Genomic DNA, 25,012 nt, shown 5'->3' with positions numbered 1-25,012 from the left:
GCGCGGCTTCAGCGCTTGGGCTGCAGCAGCGTGCCGGTGCACTTGGGCGAGCCGCACAGGCACTTCCACAGCTTCTTCAGCCGTGCCGTGTGCGGCACTTCCAGCACGATGCCGTAGTTGTAGGTGAGCTCCTCGCCGGGCTTGATCGTGCGGATCGCCTCGATCACCACCTTGTCCCTGCGCGGATCGCCGCCAGGGCTCTCCTCCACCACCGCGCGACAGTTCGGATCGCAGCTGTGGTTGATCCAGCGCGCCGTGTTGCCGTTGCGGTTGGCGTCGATGATGTAGTGGTCGTTGAGCGTGAACAGGAAGGTGTGCCCGGTCTCGCCGCCATCGCCGTACAGCTCGTCCGCCTCGGCGTGGGTCATCAACGTGCCCTTGTACTGGACGACTTCCTCGCCCTTGCGGATCACCTCGGTGGCGAACACGCCATTGCCATGGATGGGCGAACGGCGGGCGACGAAACGTGCGGGCATGCGGACAATCCGTTGGGAGACGAAACCCCGATGATGCCCGTTCGGCATGAACGTTGAAACCGCGCGCCGCGGCGATGAACTGGCCGCAACCGTTCCGGCTCCGAGGCAGGTACGGTTTCGGCCGCCATGCAAAGATGGGTAGAATCGGCCATTCAAACGATCGTTTGGAGAAGCCGTGATGCGCCTGCCCCGCTGGATCGCCCCCACCGTGCTCGCCCTGGGCCTGGTCGCCTGCGGGCCGCCGCGCAAGAGCGTGTTCCCGCCGGCGGTCAGCATCCAGCAGCTGCAGGTCCAGCCCGATGGCGGATGGCACCTCACCGTGCGGATCCAGAACAACAGCTACGGCGAGATGGACTTCACCTCGCTGGAGGGCACGCTGCAGGTGGCGCAGCTCGAGCCGGTGCGCCTGCACGGCAGCTTCAAGCGCGACATCCCCGCCCTTTCCGGCGACGTGGTCGACATCGACGTTCTGCCCACCCCGCAGATGACCGCGGCGCTGGCCGCCGTCGCGGCCAAGGGCAGCGCCGGCTCGCTGCCCTATCGGGTGAACGGCACCGCACGCGCAAAGCCCGAGCAGGAAAAACAGCCGCGCGACTTCGACTTCAGCGGCAACGACTGGCTGTCGCCGGTGCCGGGCATTCCCGGCACGTTCCGCTGATCCGTCTTCCGATCCACGCATTCCACCGAAGGACACCGCCATGACGCTCTACAAGGCCCCTCTCGACGACCAGCGCTTCGCCCTCTTCGACGTCCTCGGCGCCGAAGCGGTGCTGACCGGGCTGGAAGGTGGCGACGGCCACACCCGCGACCTGCTCGACGCCGTGCTGGAGGAAGCCGGCAAGCTGGCCGAGCAGGTGCTCGCACCGACCAACTGGCCGGGCGACCAGGAAGGCTGCCACTACGACAAGGCCACCCATACGGTGACCACGCCGAAGGGTTTCAAGGAAGCCTTCAAGACGTTCGCCGAAGGCGGCTGGGCCGGCCTGACCATGCCGGAAGCCTACGGCGGCCAGGCGCTGCCGGCGGTGCTGGGCACCGCCACCACCGAGCTGTTCCAGTCCGGCAACCTGTCGTGGAGCCTCTATCCGCTGCTCTCCGAGGGCGCCTGCCACGCGATGGAACTGCACGGCGAGGAGTGGCAGCGCCAGCTGTTCATGAGCCGCATCGTCTCTGGCGACTGGACCGGCACGATGTGCCTGACCGAACCGCAGGCCGGTTCCGACCTCGGTCTGCTGAAGACCCGCGCCGAGCCCGCCGGCAAGGGCCTCCACGACGCCACCACCTACAAGATCACCGGCACCAAGATCTTCATCAGCGCCGGCGAGCACGACCTGGCCGAAAACATCGTGCACCTGGTGCTGGCCCGCCTGCCCGACGCCCCGACCGGCAGCCGCGGCATCTCGATGTTCATCGTGCCGAAGTTCAAGGTGAATGCCGACGGTTCGCTGGGCGAGCGCAACAGCGCCTACGCCGGCGCCATCGAACACAAGATGGGCATCAAGGGCTCGGCCACCTGCGTGATGAACTTCGACGAAGCCGAGGGCTACCTGATCGGCCAGCCGCACAAAGGCCTGATGGCGATGTTCACCATGATGAATGCCGCCCGCCTGTCGGTCGGCGTGCAAGGTCTGGCGCTGTCCGAGCGCGCGTTGCAGAACAGCCTCAACTACGCCCGCGAGCGCTTGCAGTCGCGTGCGCTGTCGGGTGCGAAGTTCCCCGACAAGCCGGCCGACAACCTGCTGGTGCAGCCGGACGTGCGCCGCATGCTGCTGACCCAGCGCGCCTTCGTCGAAGGCTCGCGCCTGCTGGTGCTGTACAACGCGCTGCAGGTAGACGTCGAGGCGCGTGCCAAGGACGAAGCCACGCGTCAGAAGGCGAGCGAGCTGGTCGCTTTCCTGATCCCGATCTCCAAGGCACTGGTCACCGAGCTGTCGATCGAGTGCACCAAGGAAGCGCTGCAGATCTACGGCGGCCACGGCTACATCGGCGAAAACGGCATGGAGCAGTTCGCCCGCGACGCCCGCATCACCACGCTGTACGAAGGCACCACCGGCATCCAGGCGGCCGACCTGCTCGGCCGCAAGATCCTCCAGCTCCAGGGCGTGGGCTTCCGGCATTTCCTGGAGGAGATCAGCGCGTTCTGCCAGCAGCACAGCGCCGACGAGTCGCTGCGCGCAATGATCGGTCCGCTCGCCGTCTACACCAAGCAGTGGGGTGAGCTGACCATGAAGCTGGCCGGCCGCATCCAAGCCAACCCGGAAGAGCTGGGCGCAGCGGCCAACGACTACCTGTACTACTCCGGCTACATCACCCTCGCCTATCTGTGGGCGAAGAGCGTCGCCGCGGCGGACAAGAGCGGCCAGGCGGAGACGTTCAAGCAGGCCAAGCGCGACACCGCGGCGTTCTACTTCGCCCGCATCCTGCCGCGCTGCCTGATGCACCAGGCCGGCATCGAGGCCGGCGTGGCGACGCTGCCCCAGATCGCCTGACACTGTCGACGCCCCCCCCCGAAGCGCCCGGTCCTGCCGGGCGCTTTTTTCTTGCGCGACAGCCGATCTCACGACCACTGTCGCCGGGCCGAAGCGATTGCTACGCTGCGGACCTTCACCGGGGGAAATCCATGCGTCGGACCGCCATGCTGTTCGCCTGCCTGCTTGCCTGCACCCACGCCTTCGCCGGGGCGATGCTGAAACCCGGCGACACGCCGCCGGACACGCTGGGCGTCACGCGCGACGGCACCCATCTCACGCTTTCGTCCCTGCGCGGCAAGGTGGTAGTGGTGAGTTTCTGGGCCACTTGGTGCGGCTACTGCATGAAGGAGATGCCCACCCTGGGCAGCATCCAGCAGGTGGCGATCCAGAAGCACCTGCCGCTGCAGATCGTGGCCGTGAATCACCGCGAGAGTGTGCGGACGTTCGCCGCGGTGTCGCGCAACATGCATCGCATCCTGCCGAGCCTGCTGATGAGCCGTGACGGCGACGGCAGCGTCGGACGCCCCTACGGCAGCGACGACGGCATCCCGGTGATGGCGATCTTCCATCCGGACGGCACGCTGGCCGACCTGCACGTGGGTTACGACGAGAGCGATCTCGAGGGGATCCTCGCCGAGATCAACGGCCTGCTGGCCGACGCAACGAAGCAGCAGGCCGTCGCCCCGCACTGACAGCGGCACCCTGCCGCAGCGGCTTACGGTCGCCCCGGCGACCGTGACAAGATGCAGGATCGCCGAGATCGCCAGACCGTCTTTCCGTGCCCATCCCACGCCGCCAACAAGGCTTCGTCGCCTGGCTCGCCATCGTCGCCCTGTGGCTGACGATCGTCGCGCCCGTGGTGTCGCAGACGCTGGCGAACCCGCTGGATTCGCTGGTCAGTATCGGTGCCTGCGGCGTGCACCATCCGGACGGCACGCAGACCCCGCCGGCCGGCCACTTGCTGGAGAAGTGCGGCTACTGCGGCATGATGGCCGGGCACTCGATGCTGCCCGACGCATCGCCGGTACAGGTCCCCGGGCGGGTGCTGGCCAGTCCGTCGCCCACTGCCGTCCGGCCGCCCGAACGCAGCACGATCGTGCTGCTCGCTGCCGCGCCCCGCGGCCCTCCTGTCGTCGCGCACGCCTGAACCCACGCCACGCGGATAGCTGACCGCCCGTCGCCGGCCCCTCCGGACCGCCGGTCGGCCAGCACATCCGCCCCGTGATCGCGCGCGGTCCGCATGCCGCGCGTCGTTGCCGATTCCAGGGATTTCCATGACTCATCCGACGCTTCATCGGCGTGCGCCTGTGCACGCCCGTTTCCTGCCTCGCGCTCTTGGCGGCGCCATCACGCTGGCACTTGCCGGCCCTGCGCTCGCCACCGATGCGAACCCGGCCACCGAGCTGGCTCCAGTGGTGGTGACCGCACCGATGCAGGACAGTCCGCTCACCGTGGTGACCGATCCGAAGGCCCCGCGCCAGCCGGTGCCGGCCAGCGACGGCGCCGACCTGCTCAGGAGCATTCCCGGCTTCTCGGTGATCCGCAAAGGCGGCAGCAATGGCGATCCGGTGCTGCGCGGCATGAGCGGCTCGCGTCTGGGCATCCAGATGGACGGCGGCCAGATCGCCGGCGGCTGCCCCTCGCGGATGGATCCGCCGACCGCTTACATCGCGCCGGAAAACTACGATCGCGTCACCGTGATCAAGGGCCCGGAAACGGTGATCTACGGGCCCGGCAACTCGGCCGGTGTGGTGCGCTTCGACCGCGACTTCAGCCGCTACGCCGAACCGGGTTACCGCGTCGACGCCAGCGTGCTCGGCGGCTCCTGGGGCCGCAACGACCAGAACCTCGACCTGCGCGCCGGCGCCCCGACCGGCTACCTGGGGATTGCCGCCAACCACACCCATTCGCAGGACTACGCCGACGGCGCCGGCCACCGCGTGCACTCGCGCTACGACCGCTGGAACGTCGACACCACCGTGGGCTGGACCCCCAGCGACGACACCCGGCTGGAACTGGCCGTCGGCGAGGGCAACGGCCAGGCCGCCTATGCCTTCAGCGGCATGGATGGCTCGCAGTTTCTGCGCGAAAGCGTCGGCCTGACCCTGGTACAGCAGCACCTCACGCGTCATTGGGACACGCTGGAAGTGCAGGCGTATACCAATTACGCCGACCACGTGATGGACAACTACACGCTGCGCCAGCCCGATCCGGCCAGCATGATGCCGATGGCGATGGCCTCCAACGTGGCCCGGCGCACCAGCGGCGGGCGCATCGCCGGCACCTGGCGCTGGGACGAGGTGCTGGAGCTGGTCGCCGGCGTGGACGGCTCGACCAATGCGCACACCGTGCGCAATGGCGGCCCGCCGGACAGCATGAACGACTACCGCCGGCTGCCGCGCCTGCGCGACGCCCGCATGCGCGACGTCGGCGCGTTCGGCGAACTGCACTGGACTCTCGCGCCCCGCCAGCGCGTGATCGGCGGCGTCCGGCTGGATCGCGCGCAGGCCCGCGGCTACCAGCTCACCCTGCCTTCCTCCGGCACGGGAGGCATGGGGGGTGGAATGAGCGGCGGGATGAGCGGCGGCATGGGCAGCAGCATGACCACCACGGTCACGGCGGATCGCTCCGACACCCTGCCGTCGGGCTTCGTGCGCTACGAGCAGGACCTCGCCTCCGCACCGGCCACGTTCTACGCCGGCATTGGCCACGTCGAACGCTTCCCCGACTACTGGGAGCTGTTCGGCGGGCATGTGGATAAATCCGTCACCAGCTTCCGCAACCTGCAGCCGGAACGCACCACCCAGCTGGACATCGGCCTGCAGTACCGCGACGCCCGCATGAAGGCCTGGGTCTCCGGCTACGCCGGCGTGGTGCAGGACTTCATCCTGATGCACTACCCGGCCCCCGCGATGGGCACGGGGAGGGCCAGCAACGTGCAGGCGCGCATCGCCGGCGGCGAAGCCGGCGTGAGCTATGCGTTCGATCCGCACTGGAGCGGGGACGCCTCGCTCAGCTATGCCTGGGGCGAAAACCGCACCGAACATCGCCCGCTGCCGCAGATGCCGCCACTGGAAGCCCGCTTCGGACTCACCTACGCACGCGACGCGTGGTCGCTGGGCACGCTCTGGCGTATCGCCACGGCCCAGCATCGGGTCGCGGTCGACGAGGGCAACATCGTCGGCCAGGACCTGGGAACCAGCGGCGGCTTCGGCGTGCTCTCGCTCAACGGCAGCTACCGTCTCGACCGGCACCTGACGCTCAGCGCCGGCATCGACAACCTGCTGGACAAGGCCTACGCCGAACACCTAAACGCCGCCCCGGCGGGGCTGGTCGGCTACGTCAATACCGCACGCGTGAACGAACCCGGGCGCACCGCCTGGATGAAGCTCGCCATCCGCCTCTGACCCAGATCAGACTCCGGGGTGCGCCACGAGGCGTACCTTGGCCCCGCATTCCAAGGAATCCGCCATGAATCGCCTGTCACGCTCCCTCGTCCCGACCGCCGCCCTCGTGCTCGCCGTCCTGCCCGGCATCGCTACGGCCTGCTCGACCTGCGGCTGCTCGCTCAACTCCGACTGGGCCAGCCAGGGTTATGCCACCTCACGCGGCCTGCACCTGAGCCTGCGCCAGGACTATTTCGACCAATCGCGCCTCGTGTCCGGCTCCGACCGCGTCGCCTTCGGCAGCATCCGCCTACCCAGCGACAACGAACTGCAGCGCAGGACCATCAACCGCAACACGCTGCTCGGAGCCGACTACAGCTTCAACCGGGCCTGGGGGATATCCGTGCAACTGCCGTGGTTCAGCCGCGACCACCAGACCTGGCCGGAAGGCGAGAGCACGCTGTCGTCCTCCCACGGACAGGGCATCGGCGACATCCGCGTGGTCGCCCGCTATCAGGGCTTCAGCCCGGATGCGGGCCTGGGCGTGCAGTTCGGCGTGAAGCTGGCCACCGGCACGTTCAAGCAGACCTTCGACGCCGGCAGCGCCGCCGGCGAGCTGCTGGATCGCGGCCTGCAGCGCGGCACCGGCACCACCGACGCACTGTTCGGCGTCTACAAGTTCGGCTACCTCAGCGACTCGGTCGGCTATTTCGGTCAGGCCATGGGCGAGGTGGCGATGAACGCCCGCGACGGCTTCCGTCCGGGCAATTCGCTCAACGTGAACCTGGGCCTGCGCTATCTCGACGCCGGCTTGTTCGTGCCGCAGGTACAGCTCAACCTGCATGGCGAGCAGCGCGAGAGCGGCGCCTTCGCCGACCGCACCAACAGCGGCGCCACGCTGGCCTATCTCAGCCCCGGGCTGGGCGTGAAGCTGGGCCGTCGCGTGGACGCCTTCGTGTTCCTGCAGGTGCCGGTGCACGAGCACGTCAACGGGCTGCAGATCGAACCGGGACGGCTGTGGTCGGCCGGCGTGCAGCTCCGCCTCTAGCCACGGACCGCAGCCGGGGCTTCCGTCGCACCCGCGCGTCGGTGTAGAACCGGAGGCACATCCGGCTGCGACCCGAACGCATGAACGAGCCCTCCCTCCTGATCCGCCTGGCCGAGGACGACGACGACTTCATCCTCGGCCTGGTCCCGCGCTTCGTCCAGTTCGACCTGCCAACCTGGCGGCGACGACACGAATGCATCGAAGGCATCCGCCGCGACATCGCACATCACCTGGACGACCAACCGCCGAACAGCTTCCTGTTCGTCGCCGAGGACGCCGACGGCGAGCGGGTCGGCTTCCTGCACCTGCAGAAGGCCCAGGATTTCTTCACCGGCCGCACCAACTGCCACATCTCCGACCTGGCGGTAGCGCCGGGCCACGAGCGAAAGGGGGTGGGACGCGCCCTGCTGCAGCATGCCGAGGATTGGGCCCGCGAGCACCGCTGCGCGCTGGTCACGCTGGCCGTGTTCCCCGGCAACGACCGGGCCCGCGCGCTGTACGAAGCGGCGGGCTACGGCACCGACCTGCTGCGCATGGCCAAGCCGGTGCGCTGAGCGCAAAAGAAGACCCGCGGCCGCTGGGCGGCCGCGGGTCCGGGATCGATCACCGTGACGATCAGTTGACCGTGGTGCTGCCGGTCGCCGCTTCGACCTGCTCACGTTCGTTCAGGCGGGCCGACACGCGATCGATGTTGGCCAGCGACAGCAGGTGGGCGTAGATCCAGCCCATCGTGCCGTCCTTCAGGAACTCGTGCGCGGTCTTTTCGTCGAGCTGGCGCAGCTTTTCCTCGTTGACCACGAACAGGCCATTGAGGTTGATCGTCTTGCCGTCCTTCTCCAGCCGGATGTTGCGCGGCTCGAGCAGGTCGTGCTTGCGCAGCTGGTCCATGAACCAGTGCGTGCGGGCGACATGCTGCTGGAACTCGCCGAGGAAGTTCACGGCGTTGGTCAGCATCTCCGCATCGGTGCCGTCTTCCTTGAACAGGCGCTCACCCTCGTCGCTGCTGAAGCCTTCATAGGCCTCGTCCAGGAACACGGTGAAGTCGTCGCCTTCCTGGTCTTTCGGCTTCTCCGCCAGGATGAACGGATAGCGGCGGATGAAGGCAGGCACGTAGGCGCCCGGGATCCACTGTCCGTTCGCGTCGACGAACAGGTTCTCGTTCTGGCGCAGGCCAAGCAGGGCCATTGGACCGGCTTCCTTGACGTCGGTGCCGGCGAACAGGATCGGCATGTCGCGGGCCGCGGCGGGAAACTCGACGCCGGTCAGCGGCACCGAATGCACGTTGGCCGCGAACTTCAGGCTCGGCACGCCCTTCAGGCGCAGGTCCTTGTGGGCGGTGCGGTTGAGCGGCACGGGGCGCTCGTAGAAAAAGACTTCTGCCACGTTGTTTACCTCTGCCCAGCCGCGCCGGGGTTGCCACCGTCGGCTCCCCCTCCCAAACCCGGCCCGGGTCTCAAGACGAACGACCACTATAACAGCGCCCACCGCCGCCCGCGAACGCCCGGGCGGCGCCCCCTTGTCCCTGACGCATCAAGGATTTGCATGCGAACGGCAACAAAGATGGGCTATGCTCGGCGGGAGTTCACGGTTGCATCGCTGCGCGTTTTCCCCTGATCGAAGGAAGGACTGCATGCTGATGGAAGTGCCGCTTCGGGCCGATCTGCATTCGACCCGGGTACTGTCGCTGGACGCCTCCGGCCGGATCCTCGACTGGATCAGCTGGCAGGACGCGGCTTGCCTCTATGTACGCGAGGCCGTGGCGTGGACCCTCGGCGAACCCTGCCTGACCGTCCACGGCGGCATCAACCGTGCGCTGGGCACGCAGAGCACGCTGGACCTGCACCCGATCATCGCCAGCACCGGACACTGCCGCGACCACGCCATCGACCCGGCCCCGGCGCTGACCAACACCGCGCTGTTCGCCCGCGACCGCCACCTCTGCCTGTATTGCGGCAACCACTACAGCCGCGGCGAGCTGACACGCGACCATGTGCAGCCGGTCTCCAAGGGCGGCCGCGACGAGTGGGAAAACGTGGTCAGCGCCTGCCTGGCCTGCAACCTGCGCAAGGCCAACCGCACGCCGCAGCAGGCGCACATGCCGCTGCTGGCCGTGCCGTACCGGCCGAGCTGGGTGGAACACCTGATCCTGTCCAACCGCAACATCCTGGCCGACCAGATGGAGTTCCTGGTCAACCACCTGCCGCGCGACCGCCGCGCCGCGCACGCCTGATCAGATCTCGTCGTCCTCGTCGCCGAGGGCCTCCTCCACGTTGTCCAGCTCGCTGCGACCGCGATCGGCCAGCCGGCTGTAATGCTTGCGGATGCGGTCGAGTGTCGCATCGTCCAGTTCCTCCAGCGCCAGCAGGGCGTTGTGCGCGCGGCTGGAGCGGATCAGCTCGTCCAGCTTGATCTGCAGCGCCGCCGAATCCCGGTTCTGGGTGTTCTGGATCAGGAACACCATCAGGAAGGTGATGATGGTGGTGCCGGTGTTGATCACCAGCTGCCAGGTGTCGCCGAAGCCGAACAGCGGCCCGGTCAGGGCCCAGACCACGATGATCAGCGTGGCCGTGATGAAAGCAGCGGGCCTGCCGGCGGCCCGCGAAGTGGCCGCGGCGAACCGGCGGAACAGCTTGGAATCGGCCATGTACGGACTCCTGCAGGGACTTGGGTGTCGACAGCTGCACAGCATGCCGGGCGGTCGTGGACGGGACGGTGAATGTGAAGGCGCCCGTCACGGGCCGCCTTCCGCCCTTGCCCCGCCCCTCCGGCAGGCCAACAATATGCGGATGATCGACCTGTCCCGCTATCCCCATCTGGCGCCCATCGCCACGCCCGCCGACCTGCGCCGCGTTCCCGAGGAGGAACTGCCGGCCGTCGCCGACGAGCTGCGCCAGTACCTCATCGAAGCCGTGGCCAGCTCCGGCGGGCATTTCGGCGCGGGACTGGGCGTGGTCGAGCTGACCGTGGCCCTACACCACGTGTTCGACACGCCGCGCGACCGGCTGGTCTGGGACGTCGGCCACCAGTGCTACCCCCACAAGATCCTCACCGGCCGCCGCGACCGCATCACCACGATCAAGAAGAAGGACGGCCTGGCGCCGTTCCCGCGCCGCGAGGAGAGCGAGTACGACACCTTCGGTGTCGGCCATTCCTCCACCTCGATCTCGGCCGCGCTGGGCATGGCGATCGCCGCGCAGCGCCGCGGCGACGACCGCAAGTTCGTGGCCGTGATCGGCGACGGCGCGATGACCGCCGGCATGGCCTTCGAGGCGCTCAACCACGGCGGCGACGTGGAACCGAACATGCTGGTGGTGTTCAACGACAACGGCATGTCGATCAGCGAGAACGTCGGCGCGCTGACCAAGATGATGGCCCGGGCGATGGCCAGCCACACCCTCAACGCCTGGCGCGAGCGGGCCAAGCGGGCAATTCCGAAACAGTCGCTGATGGGGCGTTTCTTCAAACGCTGGGAAGAGCACGCCAAGGGCATGTTCGTCCCCTCCACGCTGTTCGAGGAGCTGGGCTTCCACTACACCGGCCCGATCGACGGCCACAACCTGCCGCAGCTGCTCGCCGCGCTGCGCACGGTGAAGGACCTGCCCGGCCCGCAGCTGCTGCACGTGATCACCACCAAGGGCAAGGGCTACGCCCCGGCCGAACAGGCGCAGATCGAGTACCACGCGGTGGGCCCGTTCGACCCGCAGGCCGGCCTGGTGAAGAGGTCCGCCCCGGCCAAGCCCACCTACACCGACGTGTTCAGCGACTGGCTGTGCGACCAGGCCGCGACCGACGACCGCCTGATGGGCATCACCCCGGCGATGCGCGAAGGCTCGGGGCTGGTGCGGTTCTCGAAGGAATACCCGGAGCGCTACTTCGACGTGGCGATCGCCGAGCAGCACGCGGTGACGCTCGCCGCCGGCATGGCCTGCGAGGGCGCCAAGCCGGTGGTGGCGATCTACTCCACCTTCCTGCAGCGCGCCTACGACCAGGCGATCCACGACGTGGCGCTGCAGAACCTGGACGTCACCTTCGCGATCGACCGCGCCGGCGTGGTCGGCCCGGATGGCGCCACCCACGCCGGCAGCTTCGACCTGTCGTTCCTGCGCTGCCTGCCGAACATGGTGATCATGGCCCCGGCCGACGAGAACGAGTGCCGCACGATGCTCTCCACCGGCTTCGCCTACGAAGGCCCGGCCGCCGTGCGTTACCCGCGCGGCAGCGGTCCCGGCGCGACGCTGCGAGCCGAGCTGGACACGCTGCCGATCGGCAAGGCCGAGCTGCGCCGCCGCGGCCGCGGTCTCGCCCTGCTCTCGTTCGGCGCGATGCTGGCGCCGGCCGCCGTGGTCGCCGCCGAACTGGACGCCACCCTGGTCAACATGCGCTTCGTCAAGCCGCTCGACGAGGCGATGCTGGTGGAGCTGGCGAAGACCCACGCCGCCTTCGTCACGCTGGAAGACAACGCGGTGGCCGGCGGTGCCGGCTCGGCGGTCGCCGAGTGCCTGGCCGCGCATGGCATCACTCTGCCGATCCTCCATCTGGGCTTGCCCGACGTGTATCTGGAGCACGGCAGCCGCGAGGAGGTGCTCAGCATGGCCGGACTGGATCTGCCCTCGATCCGCAACGCCATCCGCGCACGCTTTCCAAATCTGGTAGCCACCAGCGTCAGCACCGGCTGAGTACGGGCACGCGACTCAGCGCCGGCCACCGCTGACGCGGTCGCGCTGCTCCAGGTCCTGCGCCGTGAACATCTCGCGGTAGCCGGCCGCCTGCAGCAGCGCGCGGCAGGCTTCGCCCTGGTTCCAGCCGTGCTCGAACAACAGCCAGCCGCCGGGTTCCAGCACGTCGCGGGCGTCGGCCACGATGCGCCGGATGTCGTCCAGGCCGTCGGTACCCGAGGCCAGGGCGCTGGCCGGCTCGAAGCGCAGGTCGCCCCGGGACAGATGCGGATCATCCGCCTCGATGTACGGCGGGTTGGACACGACCAGGTCGAAACGCAGCCCGGCCAGCGGTGCCAGCCAGTCGCCCTCGACAAAGCGAACGTTGGGGATGCACAGCCTTCGCGCGTTGCGCTGCGCCACCTCGAGTGCGGCAGCGCTCGCATCCACCGCGAGGACGCGCGCATGCGGCCGCTCCGTGCCGATCGCCAGGGCGATCGCACCGCTGCCGGTGCCCAGATCGGCAACGCCGGCGGCACCATCGTCCGGCAGTCGCGCCAGCGCCAGCTCGACCAGCAGTTCGGTTTCCGGCCGCGGGATCAGCGTGGCCGGAGTGACCTCCAGCTCCAGCGACCAGAACCCGCGCCGGCCGGTGATATAGGCCACCGGCTCGCCGGCGAGACGCCGGCGCACGAGTTCGACGAACACCTGCTCGTCTCCCAGCGACAGCACGTCGTCGGCATGTGCGATCAGCCAGCTCGGCGGACGTCGCAACACGTGCTGCAACAGCACCTCGGCATCGACGCGATCGCCGAGACGACGCGCGGCATCGCCCAGGGCATGGCGGATTTCAGTCATGTGTCGCTTGATCCCCCGTGGCCGGCGGCAGGTCCGGCGGGCTGGCCCGGCGCTCGCGGGCGCGCCAGTAGCCGCCCTCGCTCCATGCCGCGAATGCCCAGCGCAGCCAGCCGATCAGCGCGTTGGCCAACCACAGCGCCCAGGCCAGCATCGCCAGCTTGTAGACCCACAGCGGCACGCTGGCGACGCCCGCCCCGGGCAGTTGCCCGGCGCTGCGGTCGGCGAACCAGCGCAAGTCGAACGCGCTGGAACCGTTGCCGGCCACATGCATGTCGGGCAGGCCGAGCAGGCCGTTCGGCACCGCACCGACCAGCGCAAGCAGCGCCACGGCGGTGAGCGCGGCCAAGCCGATCTGCGCCAGGTTGAAGGCGGTGTTGCCCAGGCGAACGCCGCGCGCCCGCAGTCCCAGCGCGATCAGCCAGGCCACCACCAGCGCGTAGGCACCCCAGGCGAACGCCGAGAAACCCAGCCCCAGCAGCAGCCACTGGTGGAAGCGCAGCGGTGTCGGCGCGAACCGCGCCAGCAGCCAGGCGGCCAGCAGCAGCACGGCCAGCTGCGACCAGTACAGCACTGCCGGTCCGTCCTGCGGCCCCCAGGTCCACAGCACCCAGCGGTCCTGCGGCGGAGCCAGCTCCAGCGACAGGTTGGCGACCGGCGCGCGCAGGTCGACACGGCTCATCAGCGTGCGGAAACCGACCCCGACGGGGATGCGCAGCTGCAGCGCGTAGGCATGACTGCCGGGCAGCAGCGGCAGGCTCAGCTTGCCGTCGCGGATCGCCAGGTCCAGCGCCTGGCCGTCGCGACTGGACTGCAGCAGCTCCGCGCCGGTCGGCAGGGTGATGGCGTGTTCGCCGCCGCGGGTGCTGCGTGCAGTCAGCTGCAGGGTCAGCTCGCTGGAGCGCTCACCCACCTGCATCGCTGCCCGCGCCTGGTCGAAGGCCAGGCTGTCGCCGGCCACCGCGTCCGGCTCGGACAACGTCAGGGTCAGCTGCTCGCCCGGCAGCGGGTCGAAGGTGAGGCCCGAGTCGCTGGCACTGGTCGGCACGCCCTTCGCCTCGACGTGCCACATCGGCGCACTGTCGACCTGCCAGGTCTCGGCGCGGTCGGCCAGTGGCGGCGCGGCGAGCGTCAGCGTGCCGGCATGATCGAGCCGGCTGCGCCAGGTCATCCGGGGCGCATCGGCGGTGAAGCCGACCTGCAGCTTGCCGTCGTGGATCGGCAGGTTCTCGCCCAGCGGGTGTTCGCCGGGGAGCAGCGGGATGTCGACGCTGAAGCCACCCGATTCCGGCGCGACGCGCTCGACCGTGGTCTGCACCATCCAGTCGATGCCGAACACCAGCTGCCGGGTCACCGTCACGTACGGCGGGAAGCGCTGGGCCACGGTCTGCACGCTGCCGTCGGAGGCGGCGCGGACCTGGCTCAGGCCGAGGCTGTCGCCGAGCAGGCGGTCGCCGTCGAGGCCGCTGGCGGTCCAGCCCTGGCCGGCGAACACCACGCGACCCGGGCGCAGCGGGAAGAACACCGTGCTGCTGTCCAGCCCGTCCAGCCGGTAGCTCAACGCGATCCGGTGCACGCCGCGATCGATCCGCGCGACGACCGCGTCGCCCTGCTGCACCAGCGTCGCCGGATGGCCGTCGACCGACACGTCGAGCAGGCCGCCGGCCGCGTCGGTGCGCGGCAGCGCGATACCGCCGACCGCACCGGCATCGGCCTGCAATACCACCAGCAGGCTGTCGCCCTGTGCCTGCACCTGGGCACCGGCCACGGCCATGCACGACGGTGCGCAGCGCGGCGCCTCGGTGAGTCGCTGGCGCAGCTGCTCCAGCAGCTGCGGGTCCGGCAGCGCGGAATCCGCCGCCTGGGCGTGCGACGCCGGTGGCAGTACCGCCAGCAGCAGCAGCGCCGTGCCGGCCACGCCACGCGCCCATTGCTTCCAGTGCGCACGCATGGGAACGACCAGCAGCGGCACCAGCCGCGACAGCAGCACGGCCAGCAGCCCCACCAGCAGCACGCGCAGCAGCCGCACCAGCCAGGACGGCGCGATCAGCAGGCGCGCGGTCTGCCCCACCGCCACCGGGCCGGACCAGCCCAGCCGGTAGGCGTTGCCCATCCGCCAGGACGGCGTACCGTCGCCGGCCTGCACCACGCTGCGGCTGTCCAGTTGCTGGTTGGCGGCGTCGAGCGGAGGCACGAGGGATGAACCGCTGACGCTGATGGCACTGAGAGCCAACGCCGGGGGGGCCGCCGGCTCGCGCGGCGGTGGTGGTAGAGGCGGTGCCGGCAGCGCGCGCTGGCGCTGCTCATCGGCAACCTCGAGCATCGGCGTCTGCACTTTCTTCTCCACCCTTGCCGCCAGCCCGGCCGTCTCGGGCGCGTAGTCCACGGCGACGCGGGAACTCCGCTCCAGTTGAGGGTGCAGCGCGTACTGCAGCTGCGTGGCAGCGAACGGCAGGGTCCAGAGCAACGCCAGCACGAAGGCTGCCAGCGCACCGGCCCGCGCCACCAGCCGCAACCGCCCCTCCGGCAGTGCGCGCAGCAGCAGGGCAAGCGCCAGCGCGACCGCCAGGGTCCAACGCGGCACGCCGCTCTCCTGCTGGGCCAGCACCAGGAACACGGCGGCCACCGCCGCCCACGGCCAGCCCAGCGCGCGACCGGCCAGCAGCGCGATCAGCGCGACCACGAACAGGTCGAGCAGGCTCCACTGGGCGATCCAGGAATCCGGCGAGCGATCCGCCCCGGGCGCGCCGAGCAGGCGGTAGCCCGCCGGCAACTGCAACGTCGCGTCGATCGCATCCAGCGGCACCTGCCAGCCGTTCACCGGCAGGCTACCGACGTGCGACGGCAGGCGCAGGCCGGCTTCGATATCGGCCTGGCGCTCGCGCAGCTCGACCCCGCGCAGACCGTGCGCGCCGGTGGTCACCAGCAGCGGCTCGCCGTCCTGGCTGGCCTGCAGCAGTTGCCAGGGTGCGGCCACGTCGAGACGTCCGGGATGACGCAGGGTGCCGCCCAGCCGGTCGAGCACGGACAGACCGCCGCCATCGAAATCCAGCCACAGTTCGCGCCGCAGGCGCAACTGGTCACCGCGACCGTTCGCGTCGCCGCGGGTGCCCTCGGTCACCGTCAGCCCATGGCTCGCATCGACCTGGAAGGCCGGCAGGTCGGACCAGTCGTCCGGCACCCCGGCGCGACCGGCGTCGACCGCCAAGCCATGCACGCGGGTGCTGCGCAGACGCGGGGCATCGTCGTAGCTCCAGGTTTCCTGCGCCGGCCAGGGCGCGGCGGGCGGCGTCCAGTGCACGGCATCCAGTGCTGCGGTATCTCGCGCCTGCAGGGTCAGCGTCCACTCGCCCGGGCGCAGTTGAACGCGCAGGCGCCCGTCGGCCTCCAGCCGCGCCGGCAGTTCGCCGGCCAGCGCGGTGGCGACGAAGCCCGCCGGCAAGGCGGGGCCGAGCAACAGCTCGCGCGGCGAGCCGGCCACGTTGAGCTGCAGCTGGGTCTCCAGCATCGCCGGCAGTCCATCCTGCAGGCGGCGGTAGACGCGGATCGACAGCGCATCGGCGGCGCGCGCGCTGGCCGTGGCCTCGCCCAGAGTGAGGCGATTGCCGTGACGCTCGATCCGGCTGACCGGCTTGCCGTCGACGGTCAGCGACAGCAGGGCGATCGAGGCGGGAACCTCCAGCGACGGTGGCCGCGAGGTCCACGCCAGGTCACCCTCGATGTGGTGCGTCCCTGCGGCGAGCCAGACCGCCGGCGTACCGCCATGCGCGAGCACCGGTTGCTCCTGGCCGTCGACCTTCACCTCTTGCGGCCAGGCCGCCGCGCTACCCGGCAGGGCGACCCAGGCGGGTGCATCGAGCTGTACCGGCAGGACGAAATGTGCGCCGTGGGCGTCGGCGGCCAAAGCGAGCTCGCCGGACCATGCGCATTGCCGGGCGCCCTGTCCGGCAGCGGGGCTGTTGAACAGCGGACAGGTCTGCTGCTGCACGCCATGCAACACCCAGCCCTGCCAATCCCGCAGCACCGGCGGGATGTCCTGCGCGCACAGCGGCAGCGCGACCAGCAGCAGGCCGAGCAGCAGGCCGACCACGCGTGAACGACGGTCCATGATGTTCCCCTTCCCGGTTCGTGGGCGCAGGCAGTGTATAGGCGCCGACCCGCGGTCGCCCGGCCCTGCATCCCAGACGACCGCTGCCTCGTACAGGACAGCAGCTCCCCGGTGAAACGCACACGCGCCGCATCCGGGGTTGATTCTTCCCGACAGGATGGCCGATGCCCCGTTCCCCCGCTTCTTCCCGCGCCCCAGCCGGGCCGCTGCGCGCAGCCGCGCGCCCGGCCGGCCGTACCCTGCTCGCCGTGCTGGCGACCGGCCTGCTGGCCGGTTGCCAGGCCACGCTGTTCGCCGGGCTCAATGCCACCGCGCGGAGTAGCGGCGTGGTCGCCACGCGAGACATCGTCTACGACGCACGCCACCGGCTCGCGCTGGACGTGTACCGCCCGGTCGACGCCCGCGGTGCCCCGGTGGTGGTGTTCTTCCACGGCGGCAGCTGGAAATCCGGCAAGCGCCAGTGGTATCGCTGGGTCGGCGAGGCGCTGGCCCGTCGCGGCCTGGTGGTGGTGATCCCGGACTACCGGCTGTGGCCGCGGGTGCGGCTGGGCGGGTTCATGCAGGACGCGGCGCACGCCACGGCGTGGGCGCAGGCGCACGCGGCCGACTACGGTGGCGATCCGGCAGCGCTGTTCGTGATGGGCCACTCGGCCGGCGCACACATCGGCGCCCTGCTGGCCACCGACGGTCGCTGGCTGCGCGCGGTCGGCATGCAGCCGGCGCAGTTGCAGGGCTTCATCGGCCTGGCCGGCCCCTACGACTTCCTGCCGCTCACCGACCCGGATTTCATCGACATGTTCGGCACCACCCATGCGGCGCAACTCACCTCGCAACCGGTGCACTACGTCGACGGCGACGAGCCGCCGATGCTCCTGCTGCAGGGAGCCGCCGACCGCATCGTGCAGCCGCGCAACGCGCGCTCGCTGAGCGCGGCAATGGCCCGCGCCGGCGAGACGGCGGAGCTGAAGCTGTACCCGGACATCGGCCACTTCGCGATCCTGTTCGCGATGTCGCGACCGCTGCGAGCCAGGGCGCCGGTGCTGGACGACGTGGCCGGCTTCGTCCGCGAGCAGGCCGTACCGGCGGCCATCGCGGCGATGACCGCCTGCGCCGCGGTGCGCTGAAAGGAAAACGCCGGGCGGTTGCCCGCCCGGCGCTCCGGTCTGCCCTGCGAGGGGAATGCCGGTCAGCGCATGATCGCCGAAGCGTCCTGCTTCTGCTTCAACGCAGCGCACAGCAGCGTGGACTCGGAGGTCTGCGCCAGGCCGCGGGCCGCGCCCGGCGCCTGGTCGAGACGATCCTTGAAGAATGCCTGCAGGCGCTCGGCCTCGGCCTGCGAACACCCGCCACCGCCCATCAGGCTGGGCAAGCGTCCACCGGCGAAGCTGCCGGTGCGGGCGAGGATCTGGTCGTAGTGGGCGACCGACCAGGTCCACATCGCATCACGCTGCGCCGCGGTGTCGCGATCGCTGCGCAGCAGCGCCGCCATCTCGCCGACCTTGACCGCCTTGCTCAGGGCGAAGTCGCGGATCCGCTCGACCAGGGCCGGATCTTCGACGCTGGCCAGGCCGGCGAGGATCGCGTTGCGAGTGGCCGGATCGCTGGTCTTGGGAAGGGTGTCGATCAGCGCGTCGACCACCGGCTTGCCGTGCTCCTGCGCGGCCACGCCCAGCGCCGCGCCGAGCAGGTCCGGATCGGCTGCAGCGTAGTCGAGGCTGCCATCCGGCTTGCGCCGCATCACCGCGTCACCCTGCTTGAGCAGTTCGGCGCGCACCGCGGGCAGCTTCACGTCCATGCCGAGGAAGTCGGCCAGGGTGCTGCGCATCAGCGAGTCGCCGTCGGCCTCGCCGGGCTTGCGGTGGTAGCCCAGCGCCTGCAGCCGCGGCAGGTAGGCGTCCTTCGCCCAGGCCACCAGCTTGGCGCGCTCGGCCTCGGTGCTGGCGAGGTTGCGCCAGATCCAGCCGAAGGTGTTCAGCGGCGCAGTGGCCACGTCGTCGGTCTTGGAGGCTGCCAGCGGCTTGAGCGCGGCCAGTGCATCGGCCGCGTCGATGTCGCCGTGACGGAAGCTGGCGCCCACCGCGTCGGCGTAGGCCAGTTGCTCGGTGTCGGCCAGCGAACCGATCTGCTGGCCGAGCGCGGCGAGGCCCGCGCGGGTCATGCCGAAGCGGTAGTAGCCCTGCGCGTCGGCATTGGGCATCACCCAGGTCGGGTTGCTGGCGCCAGCCAGCACCATCGAGCCCTCGGCCTTGTCGAGCATCTCGCAGCTCACCTTGCTGCCGCCCGGCACGCCGTAGCGCACGCACACCGGCACGCCCCACACGCGCTGGCTGTCGCCGGTGGAACCAACCGGCAGATAGCGGCTCTGGCTCAGCTGCAGGATGGTCTGGCCGTCCTTCTGCTCCAGCTTCGTCTGGACATACGGCACGCCGGACTGGTTGAGGAAGCTCTTGAACGCTTCCTTGAACGCCTCGCCCTTGTCGGCGGCGTGCGCGATCGAGTCGACCAGGTCGTCGGCGGTGGCGTTGCCGAACTTGTGGTCCTGGATGTAGGCGCGCATGCCCTTCTGGAACACCGCCGGCGTCACGTAGTGCTCGAACATGCCGAGCACCGCCGCCCCCTTCTGGTAGGTGATGCCGTCGAACGCGGTCATGATGTCGCCGTTGCCGGTGATCGGCTGGCGGATCTTGCGCGCGCTGACCAGGCTGTCGTTGTTCATGGCGCCCTGCGCACCGCGGATGCGGTCCAGGTCGGCGCGGTATTCCGGATGCACCGCCATGGTGACCTTCTGCTGCATCCAGGTGGCGAAGGCCTCGTTGAGCCAGATGTCGTTCCACCATTTGGTGGTGACGGTGTCGCCGGTCCACTGATGGGCCAGCTCGTGCGCGGTGACGTTGAACGAGCCGCGCACGTACCGCGCCGGGGAATCGGGATCGAGCAGCAGCAGCCAGTCGCGGAAGGTGACCAGGCCCGGGTTCTCCATCGCGCCGGCAGCGAAGTCCGGCGCGGCGAGCAGGTCGAGCTTGCCGAACGGGTAGCCGAAACCGTAGTAGTTCTCCAGCGTGTGGATGATGCTCGGCGTCTCGCTGAGCACGTGCTGCATGCGGTGGCCCTCGCCCTTGGCGGCCACGCCGCGCAGCTTCAGCGGCTCGCTGCGGTACGCGTCGGGGGAGATGTCCGGGCCGGCCACGATGTCCCACGGACCGACGCCGAAGGCGACCAGGTAGGTCGGCAGCGGGCGGGTCTTCGCGAAGGTGATCGTCTTCCAGCCCTTGCCGGCCGGCTTCTCGCTCACTTCGCCAGTGTTGGCCACCGCCTTCTCGCTGTCAGGAATCGTCAGGGTGAGGTCGAACGGGGTCTTGTAGTCGGGCTGGTCGAAACCGGGGAAGGCGTAGCGCGCGCTGATCGGCTCCATCTGCGTCATCGCGTACGGTTCGCCCTCGTGGCTGACCTTGTACAGGCCCTGCAGCTGCAGGTTCAGCGGCGCGGTGTAGTCGAACGCGAGGGTGATCTCCTGCGGCTTCACGGTGTGGCCGAAGTCGACGCGGGCCACACCCTCGTGCGGCACGGCCGCCACGTACTTCGCCATCGTGGTCTTGCCGGCGGCGTCGGTCAGGCGGACCTTCGTCACCGTGAGGTCGGCGCCGTGCAGCCAGACGTGGTCGGAGGCCTGGGTCAGCTTCACCTTGATCACGGTGTGGCCGGAGAAGTCCTTCTGGTGCGGATCGACCTTGAAGGCGAGCCGGTACGACTGCGGCACCGCCCAGGTGGGCAGCAGGCCGTGCGGCACGGCATCGCCGCCGGCAGCGAACGCGACGCCACAACTGGCCGCGAGGGCGGTGAACAGGAGCGGTCGCAGGAGGCGCATGGGGCGTGTCCGGTGGCAAGTGAACCCCGCACGCTAGGCAGCCCATGACCTATGACCCAGTGCCAGAAGGCACCCCCGGCATGGCGCGGCGCAAAAAAATGCCGGTGAGCGGGAGCGGACCCGGTCACCGGCGGTGAGCGACCGTGGCGCCGGTCGGGAGGGGGAAGGGCGCCGCGGGGAGTGCTCGCGTGACCGCGCGGTTTGCGGGGGGAATACGGACCGGGGAGGTCCGCCGCGGGGCCACGGCGAGCAAGATACGCCGCCCCATTGCATCGAACAAATTGATTGTTACCATCGATATCATAGCTTGAAGCTATTCAACAGGAGATGGGCCATGAACCTGCGCGACCTGCAATATCTCGTGGCGCTGGCCGAGCATCGCCACTTTGGTCGCGCCGCGGAGGCGTGTTTCGTCAGCCAGCCCACGCTGTCCACGCAGATCAGAAAGCTCGAGGATGAATTGGGCGTATCGCTGGTCGAGCGCACCCCCCGCAAGGTGCTGCTGACCGAGGTCGGCAGCGAGATCGCCACCCGCGCCCGTGAAGTGCTCAACGAAGTCGATCAGATCCGCGCGGTCGCCCGACGCACCCGCGATCCCGAGTCCGGCACGGTGCGGTTGGGCATCTTCCCCACCCTTGGCCCCTACCTGCTGCCGCACGCGGTGCCGATGGTGCGCGAAGCCTTTCCCAAGCTCGAGCTGCTGCTGGTGGAGGAGAAGACCGAAGTGATCCTGCGCCTGCTGCGCGAGGGCAAGCTCGACGTCGGCATCCTCGCCCTGCCGCTGCACGAGGACAGCCTGCACGTCGAGTTCCTGTTCGAGGAACCGTTCGTGCTGGCGGTGCCGCAGTCGCACGCGCTGGCGCGCCGGCAGGGGCAGCTCAAGCTGGCCGACCTGTCCAATGAGAGCCTGCTGCTGCTGGAAGATGGCCACTGCCTGCGCGACCAGGCGCTGGAGGTTTGCCACCTGGCCGGCGCCGGCGAGCGCAATGGCTTCCGCGCCACCAGCCTGGAGACGCTGCGCCAGATGGTCTCGGCCGAGGTCGGCATCACCCTGTTGCCCGTGCTCGCGGTGAAGCCGCCGGTGGCCCAGTCGGGGAACCTGCGGCTGATCGAGTTCAAGGCGCCGCCGCCCAGCCGACGCCTCGCCATGGTGTGGCGCAAGAGTTCGGCGATGGATGGCTTCCTCACCCGCCTGGCCGAGGTGTTCAAGCGGTTGCCGGTGGATCTGCTCGATACGCGCTCAGTCGTGACGCCGTCCGCGGTCGCGACGACGAGGGCACCGGCACCACGATCCGCGGCATGACCGGACGACATCCGACAACGGGCGCGCGATGAACGGACGCCAGCTTGGGCTCGCCTTCGCCACCCTGCTCGTCGTGTGGGGCGGCATGCACTGGTGGCGGCACGACCGTCCGGTGCACGACGACCCTGGCGTGCTCGCGCCCGATCCGCCCGAACAGGTCGACCTGAACACACCCTCGCAACTGCGGCGCGGCGACCTCACGCTGACCACTCGGGCTCGTTTCGAACTCACCGCGCGCGTCCTCTCGCGCGACGACTATCGCTTCGACGAGGGCGCTTCGCTGGCGCCGACCGATCTGGCGATGGGCTGGGGCCGCATGTCCGACAGCGCGGTGCTCGCACGCATCCGCATCACCCAGGGCAACCGGTTCTACTACTGGCACGTGGACGATTTCCCGATCCCGCGGCGCGAGATCGAGCGCTCCAGCGCCAACATGCACATCATCCCGGCCGACGCCGGCGTACGCGGCATGCTCGCGCGGGTGCGCCCCGGCGAAGTGGTGCACATCGAAGGGTTCCTGGTCGATGCGCGGCGGCCCGACGGCTGGCACTGGGATACCTCGCTCACCCGCGACGACACCGGCAACGGCGCCTGCGAACTGGTGTTCGTGGAGTCGCTGGTGATCGACCGCTGATGCAGGCGCGCCGCGGTCAGATCCGCCCCAACAGCCAGAGCACCAGCAGAATCGCCAGAATAACGCCGACGACACCGGACGGACCATAACCCCAGCTCCGTGAATAGCCCCAGGTCGGCAAGCCGCCGATCAGGGCCAGGATGAGCAGCACGACGAGGATGGTGATGAGCATGGGCTTCTCCCGTTCCGCGACTCCAGTCGCCGCGGTCGTCCCGCAGGGTCCGGGTCGCCGGGTATGGAGTTCGTCAAGCGCTGGCGAAGGCCATCCATGCACGGACATGGGCGTTAAGCGTGGTGAACATGCCGTCATCAGCGACGGGCACCGGGTGTCAGTAATGCAGCAGGCTATGCAGCGGCGTGACGCGATCCCAGCGTGCGCGCCCGTCCAGCGCATCCAGTTCGATCACCACCGCGGCACCGGCCAGCTCGGCGCCGAGTTCGACCACCAGCGCCCGCGCCGCGGCCAGCGTGCCGCCGGTGGCCAGCACGTCGTCGACGATCAACGTGCGCTCGCCCGGACGCAGTGCGCCGGCGCGCGCCTCCAGCCGGTCGCTGCCGTATTCGAGTTCGTAGTCCACGCCGGTGACCGGCGGCGGCAGCTTGCCCGGCTTGCGCAGCGGCACGAAGCCGGCCTTGAGCTTCTGCGCCAGCGCCGCGCCGAAGATGAAGCCGCGCGACTCGATCCCGCACACCGCCTGCACGCCCTGCCCCAGCCACGGGTCGGCCAGCGCGTCGATGCAACGGGCGAACGCACCGGCGTTGGCGAGCAAGGGGGTGATGTCGCGGAACACGATGCCGGGCTTGGGAAAGTCCGGTACGGCGTGAACCAGGGAAGCGAAGTCGGTCATCGGAATCATCCGGAAACAGGGGGCGGCAGCGGCGGGCGGCGGCGCAACGCGCCGAGCAGGATACCGGCCAGTGCCAGCAGCAGTCCGCACCAGTCCGTCGCACGGGTCGGACGACCTAACAGCAGCACGTCCACCACGAAGGCCAGCGCCGGCTGCAGCAACAGCAGCAGGCCGACCAGCGAGGCCGGCAGCCGCGGCATCGCGCGCCCGATCAGCAGCCACGCCACCACCTGGCCGAGCAGACCGAGCGCCAGCAGCGACAGCCAGCCGCGCACGGTGGTCAGTGCCATCGCCTCACCGTCGACCAGGCACCACAGGGCCAGCATGCCGGCGCACAGCAGGCTCATCAGGCCGAGGAACTGCGCCGGCGGCAGCGCCGTGCGCCCGACCAGCGCGCGGCGGAAACTCAGCAGGTACACGGTGTAGGCCAGGCAGCTGGCCAGGCCGAACCACACGCCGAGCCGATGCTGCGCATCGAACAGCGACCAGTGCGCGCCCACCAGCAACCACAACCCGGCTAGTGCCAGCGCCATGCCCGGCCAGAACGCCGGTGCGAGTCGCTCGCGATAGGCCAGCACGCCGGCCACGGCGAGCAGGAACACCTGGAAGTTGGTGAGCAGGGTGGCCACGCCCGGCCCGACCCACAGGATCGAGCGGTGCCAAAGGATCAGGTCGGCCGCCAGACCGATCGCCGGCAGCAGCGCCAGGACCACGTCACGGCCGCGGATCACCCGCCAACGACCGCTGAGCGCCACCCAGCCGAACAGCGCAGTGCCACCGAACAGCATGCGGTAGAACGCCGATACGCCCGGCGCCACCTGCGCCAGCACCACGAAGATGCTGGTGCACGAAAGCAGCGCGGCGCCCAGCGCCATGGTCAGCACGTCGGCACGATGCGGCAGCGGGTGATCGGCCGGACGCGCCGGCGCGACAGGGGCAGTGGCACTCATCGTGGGGTTCAGGCGGGCAGCGGGCCGTCCAGGTCCGGGCCGATTTCCCAGGCGGCCGCCTCGGCACGCGAGACGGCCAGCGCACGCTCGACTTCGGCCACTACCGGGGCGGCCGCCTCGCGCGCCACCTCGGGCACCATCACCGCCACGTAGTCGATCGCCGGCAACTGGCCGACGCCGCCGGTGAGGTATTCCCCGGTGACGAACGCGGGGATGCCGGCGCGCTCCAGCGCGTCTTTCACCAAATGGGCATCGATCAGCGATTCGGCGCGATAGGCAATGTGCATGACCCGCACGCTAGTGCGGAACCGGCACTCCGGCAAGCACCGCAGCCATCCCGGGCAAGCCGCCGCACGGGGTGGCCGGGCGGCGGCTACGGGGTAAACTGCAAGGATTTTCCCCATCACGCGCCG

Annotated in this window: 22 protein-coding genes; 12 read left to right on the top strand and 10 right to left on the bottom strand. The window is 69.7% G+C overall.

Annotated elements, in window-relative coordinates; all coding sequences use genetic code 11:
- Window positions 1–8: 8 nt before the first annotated feature.
- The gene (locus NC595_RS05890) at window positions 9–476 is read right to left on the bottom strand and encodes an SET domain-containing protein (RefSeq protein ID WP_253565345.1); all 468 of its coding nucleotides are present in this window, start codon (window positions 474–476) and stop codon (window positions 9–11) included.
- 178 nt (window positions 477–654) lie between these two features.
- Here NC595_RS05890 and NC595_RS05885 point away from each other — a divergent pair, with 178 nt between their 5' ends.
- The 7 genes from NC595_RS05885 to NC595_RS05855 all read left to right on the top strand — a co-directional run bounded on the left by NC595_RS05885 (window position 655) and on the right by NC595_RS05855 (window position 7,935).
- Window positions 655–1,134, top strand: a complete 480-nt coding sequence (locus NC595_RS05885) for a hypothetical protein (RefSeq protein ID WP_253565344.1) — start codon at window positions 655–657, stop codon at window positions 1,132–1,134.
- A gap of 40 nt (window positions 1,135–1,174) precedes the next feature.
- Window positions 1,175–2,965, top strand: coding sequence for an acyl-CoA dehydrogenase C-terminal domain-containing protein (locus tag NC595_RS05880; protein WP_253565343.1), 1,791 nt, complete (start codon window positions 1,175–1,177; stop codon window positions 2,963–2,965).
- 131 nt (window positions 2,966–3,096) lie between these two features.
- On the top strand, window positions 3,097–3,639 hold the full coding sequence (locus NC595_RS05875; protein WP_253565342.1) for a TlpA family protein disulfide reductase: 543 nt from the start codon (window positions 3,097–3,099) through the stop codon (window positions 3,637–3,639).
- An 86-nt stretch (window positions 3,640–3,725) separates the two neighbouring features.
- Complete coding sequence (locus NC595_RS05870) at window positions 3,726–4,094, top strand: DUF2946 family protein (RefSeq protein WP_253565341.1); 369 nt, start codon at window positions 3,726–3,728, stop codon at window positions 4,092–4,094.
- A 127-nt stretch (window positions 4,095–4,221) separates the two neighbouring features.
- On the top strand, window positions 4,222–6,354 hold the full coding sequence (locus NC595_RS05865) for a TonB-dependent copper receptor (protein WP_253565340.1): 2,133 nt from the start codon (window positions 4,222–4,224) through the stop codon (window positions 6,352–6,354).
- 64 nt (window positions 6,355–6,418) lie between these two features.
- Window positions 6,419–7,381 (top strand): hypothetical protein, encoded by a 963-nt coding sequence (locus tag NC595_RS05860; RefSeq protein WP_253565339.1) that lies wholly within the window; start codon window positions 6,419–6,421, stop codon window positions 7,379–7,381.
- Window positions 7,382–7,461: 80 nt separating this feature from the next.
- Window positions 7,462–7,935, top strand: coding sequence for a GNAT family N-acetyltransferase (locus NC595_RS05855; protein ID WP_253565338.1), 474 nt, complete (start codon window positions 7,462–7,464; stop codon window positions 7,933–7,935).
- A 61-nt stretch (window positions 7,936–7,996) separates the two neighbouring features.
- Here the strand turns inward: NC595_RS05855 and NC595_RS05850 are convergent, their stop codons facing one another.
- Window positions 7,997–8,764, bottom strand: a complete 768-nt coding sequence (locus tag NC595_RS05850; RefSeq protein ID WP_253565337.1) for a SapC family protein — start codon at window positions 8,762–8,764, stop codon at window positions 7,997–7,999.
- A 247-nt stretch (window positions 8,765–9,011) separates the two neighbouring features.
- On the opposite strand from NC595_RS05850, the gene NC595_RS05845 reads away from it, so the two are divergent.
- On the top strand, window positions 9,012–9,611 hold the full coding sequence (locus tag NC595_RS05845; protein WP_017463987.1) for an HNH endonuclease: 600 nt from the start codon (window positions 9,012–9,014) through the stop codon (window positions 9,609–9,611).
- On the opposite strand, the gene NC595_RS05840 is transcribed toward NC595_RS05845, so the two are convergent.
- Window positions 9,612–10,025: a low affinity iron permease family protein gene (locus NC595_RS05840; protein ID WP_253565336.1), complete on the bottom strand. Its 414-nt coding sequence runs from the start codon at window positions 10,023–10,025 to the stop codon at window positions 9,612–9,614. It lies immediately after the preceding gene.
- Window positions 10,026–10,167: 142 nt separating this feature from the next.
- On the opposite strand from NC595_RS05840, the gene dxs reads away from it, so the two are divergent.
- The gene (gene dxs / locus NC595_RS05835; RefSeq protein ID WP_253565335.1) at window positions 10,168–12,057 is read left to right on the top strand and encodes a 1-deoxy-D-xylulose-5-phosphate synthase; all 1,890 of its coding nucleotides are present in this window, start codon (window positions 10,168–10,170) and stop codon (window positions 12,055–12,057) included.
- 15 nt (window positions 12,058–12,072) lie between these two features.
- Here dxs and prmC read toward each other — a convergent pair whose 3' ends face one another.
- Together prmC and NC595_RS05825 are read right to left on the bottom strand one after the other, a co-directional pair.
- Window positions 12,073–12,894: a peptide chain release factor N(5)-glutamine methyltransferase gene (gene prmC / locus NC595_RS05830; protein ID WP_253565334.1), complete on the bottom strand. Its 822-nt coding sequence runs from the start codon at window positions 12,892–12,894 to the stop codon at window positions 12,073–12,075.
- Window positions 12,887–16,999 carry a hypothetical protein gene (locus NC595_RS05825; protein ID WP_253565333.1) on the bottom strand — a complete coding sequence of 1,371 codons (4,113 nt, stop codon included), beginning with the start codon at window positions 16,997–16,999 and terminating at the stop codon, window positions 12,887–12,889. Before NC595_RS05825 ends, prmC begins: the two co-directional genes overlap by 8 nt.
- A gap of 164 nt (window positions 17,000–17,163) precedes the next feature.
- Between NC595_RS05825 and NC595_RS05820 the strand changes: the two genes are divergently transcribed.
- Window positions 17,164–18,123 carry an alpha/beta hydrolase gene (locus tag NC595_RS05820; protein ID WP_253565332.1) on the top strand — a complete coding sequence of 320 codons (960 nt, stop codon included), beginning with the start codon at window positions 17,164–17,166 and terminating at the stop codon, window positions 18,121–18,123.
- Between the two features lie 62 nt (window positions 18,124–18,185).
- Here the strand turns inward: NC595_RS05820 and NC595_RS05815 are convergent, their stop codons facing one another.
- The gene (locus NC595_RS05815; protein WP_253565331.1) at window positions 18,186–20,864 is read right to left on the bottom strand and encodes a M1 family metallopeptidase; all 2,679 of its coding nucleotides are present in this window, start codon (window positions 20,862–20,864) and stop codon (window positions 18,186–18,188) included.
- A gap of 334 nt (window positions 20,865–21,198) precedes the next feature.
- Here NC595_RS05815 and oxyR point away from each other — a divergent pair, with 334 nt between their 5' ends.
- Together oxyR and NC595_RS05805 are read left to right on the top strand one after the other, a co-directional pair.
- Window positions 21,199–22,167 carry a DNA-binding transcriptional regulator OxyR gene (gene oxyR, locus NC595_RS05810; RefSeq protein ID WP_253565330.1) on the top strand — a complete coding sequence of 323 codons (969 nt, stop codon included), beginning with the start codon at window positions 21,199–21,201 and terminating at the stop codon, window positions 22,165–22,167.
- 28 nt (window positions 22,168–22,195) lie between these two features.
- Window positions 22,196–22,801, top strand: a complete 606-nt coding sequence (locus tag NC595_RS05805; protein ID WP_253565329.1) for a hypothetical protein — start codon at window positions 22,196–22,198, stop codon at window positions 22,799–22,801.
- Window positions 22,802–22,817: 16 nt separating this feature from the next.
- On the opposite strand, the gene NC595_RS05800 is transcribed toward NC595_RS05805, so the two are convergent.
- The 4 genes from NC595_RS05800 to NC595_RS05785 all read right to left on the bottom strand — a co-directional run bounded on the left by NC595_RS05800 (window position 22,818) and on the right by NC595_RS05785 (window position 24,886).
- On the bottom strand, window positions 22,818–22,973 hold the full coding sequence (locus NC595_RS05800) for a DUF3309 family protein (RefSeq protein WP_253565328.1): 156 nt from the start codon (window positions 22,971–22,973) through the stop codon (window positions 22,818–22,820).
- Between the two features lie 157 nt (window positions 22,974–23,130).
- A complete protein-coding gene (locus tag NC595_RS05795) occupies window positions 23,131–23,649 on the bottom strand; it encodes an adenine phosphoribosyltransferase (RefSeq protein WP_253565327.1) in 519 nt (172 codons plus the stop codon).
- Window positions 23,650–23,654: 5 nt separating this feature from the next.
- Window positions 23,655–24,599 carry a DMT family transporter gene (locus tag NC595_RS05790; protein ID WP_253565326.1) on the bottom strand — a complete coding sequence of 315 codons (945 nt, stop codon included), beginning with the start codon at window positions 24,597–24,599 and terminating at the stop codon, window positions 23,655–23,657.
- Window positions 24,600–24,607: 8 nt separating this feature from the next.
- Window positions 24,608–24,886: a putative signal transducing protein gene (locus NC595_RS05785; protein WP_253565325.1), complete on the bottom strand. Its 279-nt coding sequence runs from the start codon at window positions 24,884–24,886 to the stop codon at window positions 24,608–24,610.
- Between the last annotated feature and the right edge of the window lie 126 nt (window positions 24,887–25,012).

It is taken from the genome of Dyella lutea (assembly GCF_024158035.1).
GTDB lineage: Bacteria > Pseudomonadota > Gammaproteobacteria > Xanthomonadales > Rhodanobacteraceae > Dyella_A > Dyella_A lutea.
The sequence above is the reverse complement of the archived record's forward strand: the minus strand, read 5'-3'. Positions and strand labels throughout refer to the sequence as shown.

What these genes read in the sequence shown, in the direction of transcription:
- NC595_RS05865 (WP_253565340.1), top strand. Translation starts at nt 4,222, where the DNA reads ATGACTCATCCGACGCTTCATCGGCGTGCGCCTGTGCACGCCCGTTTC.
- NC595_RS05860 (WP_253565339.1), top strand. Translation starts at nt 6,419, where the DNA reads ATGAATCGCCTGTCACGCTCCCTCGTCCCGACCGCCGCCCTCGTGCTC.
- NC595_RS05820 (WP_253565332.1), top strand. Translation starts at nt 17,164, where the DNA reads ATGCCCCGTTCCCCCGCTTCTTCCCGCGCCCCAGCCGGGCCGCTGCGC.
- NC595_RS05885 (WP_253565344.1), top strand. Translation starts at nt 655, where the DNA reads ATGCGCCTGCCCCGCTGGATCGCCCCCACCGTGCTCGCCCTGGGCCTG.
- NC595_RS05790 (WP_253565326.1), bottom strand. Translation starts at nt 24,599, where the DNA reads ATGAGTGCCACTGCCCCTGTCGCGCCGGCGCGTCCGGCCGATCACCCG.
- NC595_RS05845 (WP_017463987.1), top strand. Translation starts at nt 9,012, where the DNA reads ATGCTGATGGAAGTGCCGCTTCGGGCCGATCTGCATTCGACCCGGGTA.
- prmC (WP_253565334.1), bottom strand. Translation starts at nt 12,894, where the DNA reads ATGACTGAAATCCGCCATGCCCTGGGCGATGCCGCGCGTCGTCTCGGC.
- NC595_RS05880 (WP_253565343.1), top strand. Translation starts at nt 1,175, where the DNA reads ATGACGCTCTACAAGGCCCCTCTCGACGACCAGCGCTTCGCCCTCTTC.
- NC595_RS05795 (WP_253565327.1), bottom strand. Translation starts at nt 23,649, where the DNA reads ATGACCGACTTCGCTTCCCTGGTTCACGCCGTACCGGACTTTCCCAAG.
- NC595_RS05855 (WP_253565338.1), top strand. Translation starts at nt 7,462, where the DNA reads ATGAACGAGCCCTCCCTCCTGATCCGCCTGGCCGAGGACGACGACGAC.
- NC595_RS05800 (WP_253565328.1), bottom strand. Translation starts at nt 22,973, where the DNA reads ATGCTCATCACCATCCTCGTCGTGCTGCTCATCCTGGCCCTGATCGGC.
- dxs (WP_253565335.1), top strand. Translation starts at nt 10,168, where the DNA reads ATGATCGACCTGTCCCGCTATCCCCATCTGGCGCCCATCGCCACGCCC.
- NC595_RS05890 (WP_253565345.1), bottom strand. Translation starts at nt 476, where the DNA reads ATGCCCGCACGTTTCGTCGCCCGCCGTTCGCCCATCCATGGCAATGGC.
- oxyR (WP_253565330.1), top strand. Translation starts at nt 21,199, where the DNA reads ATGAACCTGCGCGACCTGCAATATCTCGTGGCGCTGGCCGAGCATCGC.
- NC595_RS05815 (WP_253565331.1), bottom strand. Translation starts at nt 20,864, where the DNA reads ATGCGCCTCCTGCGACCGCTCCTGTTCACCGCCCTCGCGGCCAGTTGT.
- NC595_RS05825 (WP_253565333.1), bottom strand. Translation starts at nt 16,999, where the DNA reads ATGGACCGTCGTTCACGCGTGGTCGGCCTGCTGCTCGGCCTGCTGCTG.
- NC595_RS05840 (WP_253565336.1), bottom strand. Translation starts at nt 10,025, where the DNA reads ATGGCCGATTCCAAGCTGTTCCGCCGGTTCGCCGCGGCCACTTCGCGG.
- NC595_RS05805 (WP_253565329.1), top strand. Translation starts at nt 22,196, where the DNA reads ATGAACGGACGCCAGCTTGGGCTCGCCTTCGCCACCCTGCTCGTCGTG.
- NC595_RS05875 (WP_253565342.1), top strand. Translation starts at nt 3,097, where the DNA reads ATGCGTCGGACCGCCATGCTGTTCGCCTGCCTGCTTGCCTGCACCCAC.
- NC595_RS05785 (WP_253565325.1), bottom strand. Translation starts at nt 24,886, where the DNA reads ATGCACATTGCCTATCGCGCCGAATCGCTGATCGATGCCCATTTGGTG.